The organism is Magnetococcus sp. PR-3, from assembly GCF_036689865.1.
In the GTDB taxonomy this organism is placed as follows: domain Bacteria; phylum Pseudomonadota; class Magnetococcia; order Magnetococcales; family Magnetococcaceae; genus Magnetococcus.
Genome location: NZ_JBAHUQ010000014.1, coordinates 18365 through 32681, shown reverse-complemented (window position 1 = coordinate 32681; position 14317 = coordinate 18365). Strand labels below are relative to the sequence as shown.

The window sequence follows — 14317 nt, the reverse complement described above, 5'->3', positions numbered from 1 at the left end:
ATGAAGGGAAGCCTGCCATGAAAAATGTGGAAAAAAAGTTTAAATCTCGCGTGAGTGATCTGTTAAAGGTCTTTGAAGAGCGGCATAAAAATGATGGTGTTCGCTACACGGACATGGATAAGCTGCAGCAACGCATTGAGACCTGGAAAACACTGACAGAAGAGATCAGCCATCTGTGCTATGTCATGGCCGATGCGGTGGAGAACCGGGGTTATCCCTGCTCTGCTTATCACCACCCGACTTTTCATGCCGATACCCGGCAAACCTACAGCAGCCAAATTACCGTGCAGGCTGCTCGTGTGCAGTTGAACACCTACCCCCGGTTTCAGCGAGAGGTTATCCGCGAAAAGGCCTTGGAAAAAGCAGATCGGTTGATGTTTGAAGAGGCCATTGCTGACGGCAAATTGTGGGTACATAGCTGGGTTGATGAGGAAGCGGCAGAGCCGAAAAGCTACAAGCTTTCCAAAGTAGATCAAGAACTTATTCAGACCATATTGTTAGACTTTATGACCAAAGTCTATGACTAACAGTTTCTGAATACAGCGTCAAAAAGGGCCCGGTAATACTTATATTACCGGGCCCTTTTTGATCAAGCGTACACAGCAACGCGGCATTACCTTAAACTCATGTGTTCGGATGCAGAAACGATAGAACATACACATGGCTTGTCATCAACAGGACCCCCTCGATCCACACCAATTCATTTGCTGTTCTTCTGGGATTATTAGGGGCCAAATAATGGTATCTCAGTCCGCTGTGCTTATGAACAACCGATGGTCGGGGTATGGCCTATTTTGTATGGACACAACACTCCGATTTTTCGGCACAAACACCACTTGTTAACAGGTGGGATCATTGGCTACACTGGATCAATAATTAACGCACCGTCATAAGTGAACCGGCATGACATCTCAAGACGCACTACGCAGCTTTATTCAACAGACCCTGAACTTACAGGAAGTGACCGACCAAAGTGCCATGGGGAAAACCCATGGGTGGGACTCTTATGGACAGTTAACACTGATTACAGCCATTGAGAGTCACTATGATGTCTCGTTTGAGTTTGATCAAATTGGTGAGATCAATAGTGTGGAACGGATTACCGACTTTTTAAAACAGGCCGGTAAACTCAGCGATTAAGCAGTTTATTGAACAAATCTGCATAGGCATTGGCCATACCTGTCGCACTATACGATTTGATGACACGCCGATTTAGCGCCTGTGCACGGGCCTGGGCCTCTCCTGGTTTTTCCAGTAACTCACACACCGCTTCAGCCCAAGCCTGGGCATCCCTAGGGGGTAACATAACCGCTTCTGTGCCCTCTTGAACCAGGTCCGTAAAGGGTTCAACTCCGCTGCATAACAAAGGTTTGCCAAGTACGCCACACTCGAGAAGTGCGTACGGCAACCCCTCTCGTAACGAAGGCATTAACCAACCAACACAGTTGGGAGAAGCCGCTAATGCCAAAGTTTCATCACGGCAGAGCCCACCGAGCAGATGAATACGACCCGGCGACAACTCCTTTTCAAGCAGAGCCCGCACCTCTTTTTCATACTGGGGCTGGGGCTCCAAGCTACCAATCAGTAGCAGGTGCAAGTCAGGTTGCCGTTGCCGCAGCCTTAACCATGCTTGAATGGCCAGATCTTGCCCTTTATTGGGGTCCAAATGGCCTGCAAGAATACAATATGGCTGGGAGGTATCGCTAAAAGGTGGTGTTATGGGGGCTCTGTTTGGTGGCGTTGTATCAATACCATTGGCGATCCACGTTAAAGGTAGATCAGCAGCAAACACTTGTTGGGCATCGTTATGCAGTGTTTGGGAAACAGAGACCACAGCCGATGCCCCCTTTAAACTCCACTGCAATAACCAGCGGACCAGCCCCTTTTGCCGATCAAACTTGGCCACATCTGAACCGTGCAGTGTAATGACATAGGGTGGCCCACCAAGGATGGATAACATGCGAAAATAGGCATGGTGCTCTTGTAGCGTATGTAGATGAATAATCTCAATCTGCTCTTGACGACATAACTGTCGTAGCTGCCAAAGACTTTTGGGGAACTCCCTTAGCCACCCTATAAACCCCATGACAGGGTTATTACGGTCCAATGGGGAGCGTAACCGTTTTCGGTAGTGGGTATAGCCTTTTTCAACCCGCTGTTCCAACGTTGTATGCTGCCAATGGGCCGCCTCGAAAAAAGTGATGCGATGCTTTTGGCCAAGCTCATCCACCAGGGTGTGCAGCATGGTCTGCAACCCCCCTTTAATATGGGTATAGACTTGAGAATAGACTTCAAGAACTTTCAGTGGTGGCTCAGATGTGGGCTCCCCCATGGTTTATGATTCCTGTTTGCTGGGGGGGGTTGTGGTAAAGAGTGTGGTCCCTTGATCCATCAGCCGATTATAGCGTTCCAGATAACGATCAGCCCGAACGGAGGTACACGTTAGACCTTTTCGGCTGAGTGTCGTCACAATGCCTTCTGCCTTAAATTGCTCTAAAATTTCCCACAAATGGTCATAGTCACGGTAAGCAATGGTGGGATGAATGGCATAAGGAATTTCCTGCCCTTGATCTTTCATGGTCAACATCACCGGATCTGCAGCAAAGACCTTATCCCGAAAACGAGGATGACGCTCTTCTGGTACATACTGGATGGTAAAATCCAGGTCAATGCCCAACCCTACAATCAGTGCTTTGTGTTCAACCAGCTTGTAAAAGGGCGAAGTCGCATCCCCAAAAGTGCGCCCCATGTGGTGCTCATTTAGTAACGATGCGGCCATGGCCCCTCGCCCAGCCAAGGGGTGGGTGGGGTGTAAAGAGCGCGTCACACCCGGCATACGACGAAAAATTTCCGTCATAAGCCCCACACGTGAAGGGGTTTTTTGGCGATCAAAAACAGGCTGTTGTTCAATATAATCCCGTTGCCGCCCACGAAAAGGAAAGGTCGGCATTAACAATGTGCCCTCTTCACCGACCATATCTGTTAGCAGCTCAATTAACTTAACCGGATTCATCCCGGGAACCCGCTCCAAAATGCCATCCATCGCACTATGCACTAGAACGATAGACCCTTTTTGAATGCCCAGCTCCTGCAGCATACCGCGAAAAACTTCCGGCTGAATATCCGGGCCTTCACGAAGTAGAATCAAGCGTTGCTGAGCCTGTTTGATCCACCCATAGAGTGGTGAAATCAACGGGTATAAAGGTTTAGGAATCACCTGTTTGATGCGATAAATATTCATGGTTCCAGTTGGGCTTTCAAGGCATGGCGATCAATTTTACCATTGCTGTTTTGGGGCAGTTTTTCCAGTTGTGTCCAGCGCCCCGGCACCATATAGGCCGGTAAGCGAGCTTTTAAATAATCGACCAGTTCAAAGGAAAAAGCTTTGGCTTCATCCGAATCCGCCCTCATCACCTGACCCGGCACCAAGGTATAAGCGGCTTCCAGGCTGGGAATGGGCTGCTCATGGTAAACCACCGCAACCTCATTAAGCTGCGGATGACTGGCCAAGGTAGCCTCAATATCTCCGAGCTCAATACGAAAACCGCGGAATTTAACCTGAAAATCCCGTCTGCCCCCATAGTGAAGCAACCCGGACTCATCCCGATACGCCAAATCTCCTGTATCATACATCGGCTGAGGAAAGGTCGGATGTAGCGGGTTTGCATAGAATTTTTCGGCACTGAGTTCGGGTCTCCGCCAATAGCCTTGCGCGACTTGGGTTCCCGTAATCATCAAACGGCCCAGTTCACCTGGTGCGCAGAGGGTATCTTCGTCATTTTTTAAAATAACAATTTCAGCATCCCGGCACGGCACACCAATGGGCACGGGCTTATTGGCATCAAAAGGAGCATCAACCCCGACATGATGGTAGGTACAAGCTACCGCAGCTTCCGTCGGACCATAAAGGTTGATCACCGCAACATCCGGATGACTCTCCATCAATGCCTGTGCATGGGCAGGAAGCATAGCCTCCCCACAAAAAACGGCTGCACGTAGATGGGGTTCAAAGGCACCCACAGGCATCTGTTTTGCCTGGATCATCAACCCCAATATGCTGGGAACAGAGGTCCATATGGTGATTTCATGACGCTGAATAAAATCCATAGGAAAGGCTTTATCCCGGACCTCAATGACCGGATAGAGGGTTGCCCCCCCCATAAGTGCGGTATAGATGGGCAGCACACTTAGATCAAAAGCAATACTGGCATGGTTGGCAATACGGTCCTGAGGGGAGACCTTTAAATAATCCACAGACCAGCGGATAAACGCTTTGACGTTGGCATGGCTGAGCATCACCCCTTTTGGGCGGCCTGTGGTACCAGAGGTAAAGATGATATAGGCCAGATCCGCTTCTGTACGCCGGGGTGGCTGATAGGTTTGGGGGGCAAGTTGTTGACGATCAAAACAGACAACATCGGTAAAACCTTGCTGCAGGGCTTGGGAAATATCCGCTACCTGCCCATCCAGAACAATCAGGGTTTTGGGGAGGGTTTGACCATGCGCTTCAAGCAGCCGCTCAAGCTGTGGTAAAAAGGCTGAGGCTGTCATTAAAACTGTAGCCTCAGCATCTTCTAAAATTGCCGCCACACGAGGGGCAGGATAGTCTGGATCGATGGGCACATAACAGCCCCCTGCCTGCAGAGTACCTAGCATTGCCAAAATGGCATCTGCGCGGCTGTCCATAAACAGCGCCACACGTCCATTGATCGGTAAAGCGGTTTGGCCTATCTGGGCAGCCAGTGCAACCATTGCCTGGGCCAAGGCACCATAGTTCCAGATACAGCTTCCATCATCCACGGCAGGATGGTCAGGTTGCTGTTCAGCCCAATAGCTCACGGCATGATGCAACAGGCCAACATCCAGACTGGGATTAGCCCACCCTGGTTTACAACATTCGACTGAAGCCGAGAGCTTTTTGCTATCCATACTTTGACCAACCATAAGCTCTGTCCACCCCTACTGTTCTATGCCGCGTCCAAAAGCTGTCGTTATCGCTCAAACATGACGTGAATAGTTGCTCAAATCAAGCCAAGATACCGATTCATACGGCATGAAGGAGGGGGATATCTCTTACCTTTATCTTGACCCTACTCCGCACAACGGAGTTTAACCTTACCGCCTGTGGTCATGATCCATCAAACCGCTGAGCCAAGTCGGTAAAGGTTAAAAAGTGTACACCCTGCCCATAGCGGGCCCGTACCTGTTTAACAAACTGACCCAGTGCATGGAAATGGGGCTGGAACATGCCTTTAGGATGCCCATTCATCGAGAGGTAGTGCGTACCCTCATAGGGTGCCTCCCGTTCTAGGTGCCCCTCCATAATGGCCAACATTAAGCGAGAGCTGCTGTGCATCTCTAACTTAGCAAAACCGCGATTACGTACAGCATGCAGATCCCACCAAGCCTGTTTAGGCCGTTTATGCCAGGGTAGCAAAGGTGGTGACTGCCAGCCTACCGGCTCACCCCGAGGGTCTTGAGCCGGGCCACCATATCTTAGGGTATTCATACAACGCCCCAGCGCCTCAGGCCACGCATTCCAACTGGGCACATCGGGGAGGTTGGCTGCCCCAATGGGGACCTCAAAAAGCCCCCCCCCTTTTGGGGCAGATGAACTTAACCCATGCTCAGGGCCAAACCACTGGTTAGACCGCCCCACCATCTCACGAAAATCTACCCGATGCACCGCTGTTTTCAGGTAGTAACCCGGCACTACACTGGAATCAACCACCACACCATGCTTTTGTAGAGCCGTAAACAACGCTTCGGTACCCGGCTGTAAACCATACCCACCCCCCCTAAAGCTGTTGCACTGGTAGTGGCTATCCACCCCTTGTAACAGGGTCTCCAAATAGGCTTTACCCTGCCCGATCATCTGATCAAATTGAGCGGGTTGTTGCGCTGGGTCCGGCTCATAGCTGCCCAGCAGATAATCTTCTGGGGCAAACTGATATCCCCCCTGATCATCCCGCTGGGTACGGAACCAGTGAGGATGCAAATGCAGTTGTACATCGTGACCCCGCCGGATGGCCTCCTGCAACTGCTGTTCAACAGCGCGTACAAAGTCCAACTCGCCCCACTGTTGATAGCGCATAAGACAGGCGACATCACAAAACAGCGTTAAAGGGGCATGAACGGCCTCACATTGCGCCATTAACTGCTGGGTTGGGGGAATAAGAACCTCAGCTTCGGGCAGCCGGTTACGGGCAAAGTACAGCTCGTAGTCCGCAGAGAGATAGAGCTCAATAGACATGCATTTCTCCTAAATTCTACGGACCATACACCCATGAAGGTAACCAGGTCGCAAGAATGGGCCATTGCGCCAGTGCCGCCAAGGTTACCATTTGGATAAAAATAAAGGGAAGAACACCACGATACATCTGTTGAGTAGAGATCTGTGCGGGTGCGACCCCACGTAGATAAAAGAGGGAAAAACCAAAAGGTGGGGTTAAAAAGGAGGTTTGTAAATTAATGGCAATCATCACCCCCAACCAAACGGGATCAAACCCCATTTGCAGCAGAATAGGACCAACAATCGGTACCACCACAAAGGTGATCTCAATAAAATCGATGAAAAAACCCAAGACAAACATGAGCAACATCACAGCTAACATTGCCCCAAACTTACCCCCAGGCAGATCTCCCAGAAAATCTGCCACCAATGTATCCCCACCAAACCCTCTAAAAACCAGAGAGAAGAGGGTCGCCCCGACAAAGATTAAAAAAACCATGCTGGTTACACGGGTGGTACCTTGCATCACCTCTTGCAGGGTCTTAAAGCTTAGCTGTCCTTGAAAAGCGGCCAGAACCATCGCCCCCATGGCGCCCACGGAAGCCGCTTCAGTTGGGGTTGCCAGACCACCTAAGATTGAACCCAATACCGCCAAAATTAGAAATAAGGGGGGTACCAAAACCTGCAGCACCCGCTTGCCAAGCGCCCACCCTTGCAGGGTCCGCTCTTGAGCAGGAATGGCCGGAACCATTGCCGGCCGACGCCATGCCAGCCAGAGGAGGTAAAGGATATAAAACCCAACAAGCATTAAACCAGGCAGTAACGCCCCGACAAACAGATCCCCAACCGAAACTGTCTGCAGCGCATAACTGCCCATATCCAACTGAGCCTGCTGATACGCAGCAGAGATGACATCCCCCAGTAAGACCAGCACAATGGAAGGGGGGATAATCTGACCTAAGGTGCCTGCCGCACAGATAATACCTGTGGCCAAGGCCGGGTCATAGTTACGGCGGATCATGGTGGGCAGTGACAACAGCCCCATAGTCACTACAGTTGCCCCAACAATACCGGTACTGGCTGCCATGAGCATGCCCACAAGGGTCACAGAAATGCCCAAACCACCCCGTACAGCGCCAAACAGGGACGCCATGGTATCCAGCAACTGTTCCGCGACACAAGATCGCTCCAACATCATACCCATGAAGATAAACAGGGGGACAGCAATGAGGGTCTCATTGGTCATGATGCCGTACAGTCGGTTGGGCATAAATGCCAACTCGGTCAAATCGTACAGATCATACAGACTACCAACCCAGGCGAAGATCAAAGCGGTACCCGCCAGTGAAAAAGCCACGGGATAGCCCATTAACAACACCAAACAGACCGTCGCAAACATGTATAGGACAGCATAATCTTCAAACATTATGCCTGCTCCTGCTCACGCGGTTCTTTGGCTGCATCACCACGGGTCAACCCCGGAATTTCCTGACCCTTTAGGATCAATACCGCTTTACCAGCCTGAGCAACCCCTTGTAAAATCATGAGTACTGGCATGATAAGCAAGGCGCTTTTTAGCAGCCAAACCCCTTCTAACCCACCCGCCTCGCGGGAACCCTCATGGATTGACCAAGAGGCCGCCACATAGTCAAAACTGATGATCAATAGAAAGATCATTAACGGAAAAAGCAGAAAAAACGTGCCAAGAAGATTGATGAGTGCTTGGGTCTTAGGGGGTCGAGGGCGGTAGAAGAGGTCTACCCGTACATGACCTTCATGACGCAGGGTATAACCTGCACCCAGCATAAACAAGAGACCATGCATGTAGGTAATAGACTCCTGCATGGCAATGGAGCCCATATTAAACTGGTAGCGTAAAACCACTACGGCAAAGGTGACCACCACCATGGCCAACGTCAACCAGGATATCACCCGACCAACACCTTCATTGATGCTATCCAGCCACTGAAGAAAGCGGATCATACCCCAGCCTTATATCATTACTTATACACATGACGGCTAAAACATAGGCATACTAAAGAGGGGTAAAAAAGTGCTCCCCCCCCACTCCATATCTGTCAGTAACCGACATGGGCCCAAACAAAAGGGTCCCCTCACCCACCTTGGGCAAACGGCACCACAGCTTAATACGCAATCAAACTAGTCATCAAACAGTTCACCGGTCAGACCTTTACCCGCTTTTAAGGGGGATGCCCCGGTTCCTTTAAAGACGGCGCCACTGAGGAAGCCATGAGGCAACATGGCCCCTCGCTGAGCACGGTTGCCATGCCACTGATCATAATCGGTAATCAGCTTGGTCTTTTTACCAGAATCCAGCACAAAGCCTTCTTCATCGGTAAAGGTTGTGACATCAACAATCACTTCATCACCGGTCAGTTTTTGTACCCGTACACCCTTACCTTTGGCCATTAAGGGGAACTGCTCGATGGGGAAGATCAGAAGGCGACGACTACGACTGATGGCCCCCACCCAAGGGCCTTTAATCCTATGCATATGGAGCAGTTGATCACCACTTTTAAGGGTAATCAACTGTTTGCCCTTACGCTGGTTGGCAATAAGGTCTGTCCCCTTAACCCTAAAGCCCTGCCCTAACCGGGTAATGACCAGATACTCCTGATCGGGGTCTACAGCAAGAGCCCATAGCACCCGGTCGCCACCATCCAGGTCAAACATACCTGTCAGCGGTTCACCAAAACCTTTACCAGCGGGTAGGTTACTCCCCAGTACGGTGAACAGCTTACCACTCTGACTGATAAAAGAGATCGACTGATTGGTGTAACTGGGGAAGGCCCGCAGCAGTTCATCATCCCCCTTAAAGCGTAAGGTCTCGAGATTGATATCATGACCTTTATTGGCTTTAATCCAGCCCATTTTAGAGAGAATGACCGAGACAGGCTCTTTTTCCACAAAATCTTCGGGCCGTACATGGATCTCTTCAACTGAACCGGTGATCTCAGTACGGCGCTCATCGGCGAACTCTTTACGGGTGGCCTTTAACTCTTCGCGGATGGCACGCCACATAATTTTATCATCAGCCAGCATCGCCTCCAGTTCAGCAGCCCGCGCTTGCAGCTCTTCCATCTCCTTACGGATTTTCATCTCCTCAAGCTTACGTAAATTACGCAAACGCATATTGAGAATCGCCTCAGCCTGGATCTCATCCAGACTAAAGCGCTGCATTAAGACAGGCGCTGGATCATCATTGGTTTTAATGATCTCCACCACCTCATCAATATTCAAATGAACAATGAGGAACGCTTGTAATAGGTGCAGGCGATCACGGATTTTACCCAGCTCATAGCTGGCCCGGCGGGTGTGCACCACAAAACGGTGATCCAACCAGTGACGCAGTATGCCCTTAAGATCCAACACCTCAGGACGATGCCCACCAATAATAACATTGAGATTAAAGCCAGCCCGTGACTCCAGATCAGAATGACGGAAGAGGAAGGCCATAATCAACTCAGGGTCCAGCGTCCGAGTTCGCGGCTCTAGTACGATACGTAGATTTTCGTCAGACTCATCTCGCACATTGGTCAAGAAAGGGCACTTCTTATCAATAACCAGCTGGGCAATACGCTCAATCAAACGTGATTTTTGCACCTGATACGGAATTTCCGTAACCACAATCTGCCACTGCCCACGCCCTAAGTCTTCGACATCCCAACGGGCACGTAAACGCAGACTCCCCTTACCTTCGGTATAGACCTCCAGCCGTTCGGCATGATCCGCCATGAGAATACCACCGGTGGGAAAATCCGGAGCCGGCAGGAAAGCCATGAGCTCTTCAACGGTGATGGACGGTTTTTTCACCAACTGCAGGCAGGCATCTAAAATCTCCCCAACATTATGCGGGGGAACGTTGGTGGACATACCCACCGCAATACCTGAAGAACCGTTGGCCAAGAGATTGGGAAAACGCGCAGGTAGGACAACAGGCTCCTCCATGGAACCATCATAGGTGGCCATAAAGTCCACCGTGTCCATCTCCAAATCTTCCAGCAGGGCCTTAGCTACCGAGGTTAAACGTGCCTCGGTATAACGCATGGCCGCGGCGGAGTCCCCATCGATATTGCCAAAGTTGCCTTGTCCATCAACCAGGGGATAGCGTACCGCAAACTCCTGAGCCAGACGCACCATGGCATCATAAGCAGCCTGGTCACCGTGGGGATGGTACTTACCAATCACATCCCCAACCACACGGGCCGACTTTTTATAGGAGCTGTTGGGATCCAACCTAAGAGCACGCATGGCGTAGAGAATACGCCGGTGTACCGGTTTCAAACCATCCCGCACATCAGGCAGAGAACGGCTGATAATGGTGGAGAGCGCATAAGCCAAATACCGGCTCTCCAGCTCTTCACGTAGGTTACATGGATCAATCTGTTCGTAGGTATCGGACATAAGAAGCTTACAGGAGGCCGCTTAAAAGGTGGCTGTCTGGCATACTGGCAGACATAACAAACGAAAAACGTGGTCGCACGGTCCTGGAGAGGAACACACCAGGACCGTGTCTCACCACTTACTCTGCTGGGGCTGCTTCTGCGGCAGGCTGTGGCGCGCTACCATGTTTGGGCTGCAGTCCCTCTTTAATGCGCACCTGATCTTCCAACTTCATGGCGGCATCTGGATTTTCCATCATGTAACGTTTGGCATTTTCACGGCCTTGGCCAATGCGCTCACCATCATAGGAGTACCAAGCGCCAGATTTTTCTACCAAGCCCATCTCTACCCCCATATCCAGCAACTCGCCAGGTAGGGAGACACCCAAACCGTAGGTGATGTCAAATTCACACTGGCGGAAGGGCGGTGCCATTTTATTTTTCACCACCTTAACACGGGTGCGGTTGCCCACCACTTCATCCTTATCCTTAATGGCACCGATACGACGGATATCCAAACGGACAGAGGAGTAGAATTTTAGAGCGTTACCACCGGTGGTGGTCTCGGGGCTGCCGAACATGACGCCAATTTTCATACGAATCTGGTTGATAAACAACACCAGAGAGCTGGAACGATTGATACTACCGGTCAGCTTACGCAGCGCTTGAGACATCAGGCGAGCCTGAAGACCCACGTGGGAATCCCCCATCTCACCTTCCAGTTCAGCGCGGGGCGTCAACGCGGCAACAGAGTCTACCACCACCAGATCCACAGCACCGGAGCGAACCAACATGTCGGTAATTTCCAGTGCCTGTTCACCGGTATCAGGCTGAGAGATAATCAGCTCATCAACGTTCACACCCAGCTTACGGGCATAAACAGGATCCAAGGCGTGTTCAGCATCCACAAAAGCAGCCACACCACCAATTTTCTGGATCTCTGCGGCCACATGAAGTGCCATGGTGGTTTTACCGGAAGATTCCGGTCCATACACCTCAACAATACGCCCACGGGGCAGTCCACCAATCCCCAACGCAATATCCAAACCTAGAGAGCCGGTAGAGACCACAGGAATATCCTTGGAGGCCCCTTCGCTCATGCGCATGATGCTGCCTTTACCAAACTGGCGCTCAATCTGAGAGAGCGCTGCATCCAGCGCTTTGCTCTTATCTTTATCCAAAGCCATGATTATTCCTCTTGATGGCAGAAGCGTCGCGAAAAATAGCCGCAGATCCATGCCCACGGCCTTTTTTTTATCAAAGGAGTATTTATACAAAAAAAAGCCCATTAAAGCCACGGTTGCTTCAATTGAATTGTGACAATTGCTCACACTGCAACTGCGGTGTACCATCGTCAGGTATTAAATTTGCTTGAGTGACCTCACCACCCCCATCTTTACCCAAAAGGATTTCTCACCATGGACCTGAAAGATCTGCTCACCTTTATTGTTCAGAATGGCGGATCTGACCTGCATCTATCAGCCGGCCTGCCCCCCATGGTGCGTATTGATGGGGATGTCAGACGTATTGATGTACCCACCCAATCCAGTGATGATGTCTTGGCCATGCTGCATGGCATTATGAACGACGTGCAGAAAAAAGGATTTGAAGAGACGCATGAGAGCGACTTCTCCTTTGCTCTCGATGGGGTCGCACGCTTCCGTGTCAACGCGTTCAAACAGCAACGCGGTGTCAGCGCGGTTATGCGTACCATCCCATCAGAGGTTCTCACGCTGGAACAACTGGGTGCCCCGGAGATCTTTAAAGAGATCTCCGCGACGCCACGGGGGATGGTGTTGGTGACAGGCCCGACAGGTTCGGGTAAGTCCACCACCCTAGCGGCGATGGTTGACTATAAAAACGCTTCAGACTATGGGCATATTCTGACCGTTGAAGACCCTATTGAATTTGTGCATCAATCCAAAAAAAGCCTGATCAGTCAGCGGGAAGTTCACAGAGACACTCTAAGCTTCAACAACGCACTGCGCGCTGCCTTGCGGGAAGACCCCGACACCATCCTTGTGGGGGAAATGCGCGATCTAGAGACCATCCGCCTGGCACTAACCGCGGCTGAAACAGGTCACCTGGTATTTGGGACACTGCACACCAGCTCTGCCCCCAAAACGGTTGACCGAATTGTCGACGCCTTTCCCGCAGCTGAAAAAGATATGATCCGCACCATGCTGGCAGAGTCACTGAAAGCCGTTATCTCTCAGGCCCTGCTAAAAAAACGAGGGGGCGGCCGGATTGCCGTACATGAAATTATGCTGGGTACGGGGGCCATTAAAAACCTGATCCGGGAAAATCAGGTTGCACAGATGTACTCATCCATTCAGACCGGTCGCAAACTGGGCATGCAGACTTTGGAACAAGGTTTGCAAGACTGTATTCAGAAGGGTCTCATCACCCGCGAGCAGGCCTATGAAAAGGCCAACGTCAAAGACCAGTTCAAATCAAACGGATAGGGTACCATGAAAAAACGTCTTACTGGCCTCTCCCTGGGTCTGCTGGCACTGGGTTCGGCGCTAACCGGTTGCCAAAACATTGCCGTGCATGCCCCACCGGCTGCACCTCCTGTTGAGGTTCGACTGCCTGCCCCCCCAGTGGAGGTGGATCTCATTGGCATGAGCCATCAAATTGCTGACGCCCTGGTGGCTGAGCTGCGTAAGAACCATCCTTCTTACCACCGCTCAAAGCCGATCCTGGTGACCAGCTTTGTTCACCGCAGCAACCTGGACAGCACCTCGGAGCTAGGCCTGCTTCTCTCCGACCACATTGCCTCCCGCATTACCCAGCAGGGTTTTGCCGTGCTTGAGCCTAAACTGCGCCAAGATCTTGCTATTCGCATGCAGCAAGGTGAGTTTATTCTCTCCCGCGACATTGAAAAACTCTCTGCGGAATACAAGGCTTATGCGGTTGTCACTGGCAACTATACCCGTGGCCGCACCAACCTGGATTTCACCACCCGTATGATTCGGGTGAACAATCGCCAGGTACTTGCATCGGTTGATGCCAAGCTGCCCCTCAATCCCAATACGGAAGATCTCCTGCTTGAAACGGGCGGGCCTTCCCTGTCGGTGGTGGATCGATAATGAACAAAAAAACTTTCGTCAAAGGGCTGGCCGTCACCCTGTTGACGGCAGCCATGGTCTCTGGCTGCGCCCAACCGCGCTTCCCGGACACCTACCCGCTGGTTTCAACCCCCAGCGAGCAGGCCAGCCCACCTGAAACAGAGCTACTGACGACCGCCTATGGGGCGGCCGATGCCATGATCACCAATCTGGCCGACCGTTTTCCCAGCCGGTTCCCCATTGTCGCTGGTAGTTTTGTCAACAATGATGATCTGACCAAGACCACCTCTTTGGGGCGTCTGGTCAGTCAACAAATGGCGGCACGCTTCACCCAGTCCGGTTATACCGTGACACAAATGAACTTGCGTTCCGACTTGTTGATGAAACCCAAGCAGGGGCAGTTTGTACTGACCCGCGAACTGGACAAAATTTCTAAAGAGACCCGTGCAGAAGCTATATTTGCTGGCACCTACACGGTTGCGCGTAGCCGCGTCTTCTTTAATGTTCAGCTTATTCGCATAAAAGATCGCGCCACCTTGGGCGCTCAAGATTTCAGTGTCCCGATCTCCAGCAATGTCCGGGTACTGCTCGACCCAAAAAGTCGCATGTAA

At 51.3% G+C, this 14317-nt stretch carries 13 protein-coding genes; 5 read left to right on the top strand and 8 right to left on the bottom strand.

Annotation, left to right across the window (positions count from 1 at the left end):
* The first annotated feature begins 17 nt into the window (after positions 1–17).
* Together V5T57_RS09650 and V5T57_RS09645 are read left to right on the top strand one after the other, a co-directional pair.
* Positions 18–527, top strand: coding sequence for a hypothetical protein (locus tag V5T57_RS09650; RefSeq protein ID WP_332890995.1), 510 nt, complete (start codon positions 18–20; stop codon positions 525–527).
* Positions 528–903: 376 nt separating this feature from the next.
* Positions 904–1140 carry an acyl carrier protein gene (locus V5T57_RS09645; protein ID WP_332890994.1) on the top strand — a complete coding sequence of 79 codons (237 nt, stop codon included), beginning with the start codon at positions 904–906 and terminating at the stop codon, positions 1138–1140.
* On the opposite strand, the gene V5T57_RS09640 is transcribed toward V5T57_RS09645, so the two are convergent.
* The 8 genes from V5T57_RS09640 to recA all read right to left on the bottom strand — a co-directional run bounded on the left by V5T57_RS09640 (position 1130) and on the right by recA (position 11822).
* Entirely contained in the window at positions 1130–2332 is a 1203-nt protein-coding gene (locus tag V5T57_RS09640) for a glycosyltransferase family 4 protein (protein WP_332890993.1), read from the bottom strand. The two genes, V5T57_RS09645 and V5T57_RS09640, sit on opposite strands and share 11 nt — an antisense overlap.
* 3 nt (positions 2333–2335) lie before the next feature.
* Entirely contained in the window at positions 2336–3241 is a 906-nt protein-coding gene (locus V5T57_RS09635; RefSeq protein ID WP_332890992.1) for an AAC(3) family N-acetyltransferase, read from the bottom strand.
* The gene (locus tag V5T57_RS09630) at positions 3238–4929 is read right to left on the bottom strand and encodes an amino acid adenylation domain-containing protein (RefSeq protein WP_332890991.1); all 1692 of its coding nucleotides are present in this window, start codon (positions 4927–4929) and stop codon (positions 3238–3240) included. Before V5T57_RS09630 ends, V5T57_RS09635 begins: the two co-directional genes overlap by 4 nt.
* Positions 4930–5128: 199 nt before the next feature.
* Positions 5129–6253, bottom strand: a complete 1125-nt coding sequence (locus V5T57_RS09625; protein WP_332890990.1) for a polysaccharide deacetylase family protein — start codon at positions 6251–6253, stop codon at positions 5129–5131.
* Between the two features lie 16 nt (positions 6254–6269).
* Complete coding sequence (locus V5T57_RS09620; RefSeq protein WP_332890989.1) at positions 6270–7658, bottom strand: TRAP transporter large permease; 1389 nt, start codon at positions 7656–7658, stop codon at positions 6270–6272.
* Positions 7658–8215, bottom strand: a complete 558-nt coding sequence (locus V5T57_RS09615) for a TRAP transporter small permease subunit (protein WP_332890988.1) — start codon at positions 8213–8215, stop codon at positions 7658–7660. Before V5T57_RS09615 ends, V5T57_RS09620 begins: the two co-directional genes overlap by 1 nt.
* A 177-nt stretch (positions 8216–8392) precedes the next feature.
* Complete coding sequence (gene parC, locus V5T57_RS09610) at positions 8393–10657, bottom strand: DNA topoisomerase IV subunit A (RefSeq protein ID WP_332890987.1); 2265 nt, start codon at positions 10655–10657, stop codon at positions 8393–8395.
* A gap of 118 nt (positions 10658–10775) precedes the next feature.
* On the bottom strand, positions 10776–11822 hold the full coding sequence (gene recA, locus V5T57_RS09605; RefSeq protein ID WP_442918195.1) for a recombinase RecA: 1047 nt from the start codon (positions 11820–11822) through the stop codon (positions 10776–10778).
* A gap of 231 nt (positions 11823–12053) precedes the next feature.
* Between recA and V5T57_RS09600 the strand changes: the two genes are divergently transcribed.
* From V5T57_RS09600 to V5T57_RS09590, 3 genes are read left to right on the top strand one after another with little or no spacing between them, the layout of a single operon-like run.
* On the top strand, positions 12054–13100 hold the full coding sequence (locus tag V5T57_RS09600) for a type IV pilus twitching motility protein PilT (RefSeq protein WP_332890986.1): 1047 nt from the start codon (positions 12054–12056) through the stop codon (positions 13098–13100).
* 6 nt (positions 13101–13106) lie between these two features.
* Complete coding sequence (locus V5T57_RS09595; protein ID WP_332890985.1) at positions 13107–13727, top strand: FlgO family outer membrane protein; 621 nt, start codon at positions 13107–13109, stop codon at positions 13725–13727.
* Complete coding sequence (locus tag V5T57_RS09590) at positions 13727–14317, top strand: FlgO family outer membrane protein (protein WP_332890984.1); 591 nt, start codon at positions 13727–13729, stop codon at positions 14315–14317. Before V5T57_RS09595 ends, V5T57_RS09590 begins: the two co-directional genes overlap by 1 nt.

Bases quoted from the DNA above. Each gene is read 5' to 3' on its own strand.
- V5T57_RS09590 (WP_332890984.1), top strand. From the start codon at position 13,727: ATGAACAAAAAAACTTTCGTCAAAGGGCTGGCCGTCACCCTGTTGACG.
- V5T57_RS09615 (WP_332890988.1), bottom strand. From the start codon at position 8,215: ATGATCCGCTTTCTTCAGTGGCTGGATAGCATCAATGAAGGTGTTGGT.
- parC (WP_332890987.1), bottom strand. From the start codon at position 10,657: ATGTCCGATACCTACGAACAGATTGATCCATGTAACCTACGTGAAGAG.
- V5T57_RS09645 (WP_332890994.1), top strand. From the start codon at position 904: ATGACATCTCAAGACGCACTACGCAGCTTTATTCAACAGACCCTGAAC.
- V5T57_RS09595 (WP_332890985.1), top strand. From the start codon at position 13,107: ATGAAAAAACGTCTTACTGGCCTCTCCCTGGGTCTGCTGGCACTGGGT.
- V5T57_RS09625 (WP_332890990.1), bottom strand. From the start codon at position 6,253: ATGTCTATTGAGCTCTATCTCTCTGCGGACTACGAGCTGTACTTTGCC.
- V5T57_RS09640 (WP_332890993.1), bottom strand. From the start codon at position 2,332: ATGGGGGAGCCCACATCTGAGCCACCACTGAAAGTTCTTGAAGTCTAT.
- V5T57_RS09620 (WP_332890989.1), bottom strand. From the start codon at position 7,658: ATGTTTGAAGATTATGCTGTCCTATACATGTTTGCGACGGTCTGTTTG.
- V5T57_RS09630 (WP_332890991.1), bottom strand. From the start codon at position 4,929: ATGGATAGCAAAAAGCTCTCGGCTTCAGTCGAATGTTGTAAACCAGGG.
- V5T57_RS09635 (WP_332890992.1), bottom strand. From the start codon at position 3,241: ATGAATATTTATCGCATCAAACAGGTGATTCCTAAACCTTTATACCCG.
- recA (WP_442918195.1), bottom strand. From the start codon at position 11,822: ATGGCTTTGGATAAAGATAAGAGCAAAGCGCTGGATGCAGCGCTCTCT.
- V5T57_RS09600 (WP_332890986.1), top strand. From the start codon at position 12,054: ATGGACCTGAAAGATCTGCTCACCTTTATTGTTCAGAATGGCGGATCT.
- V5T57_RS09650 (WP_332890995.1), top strand. From the start codon at position 18: ATGAAAAATGTGGAAAAAAAGTTTAAATCTCGCGTGAGTGATCTGTTA.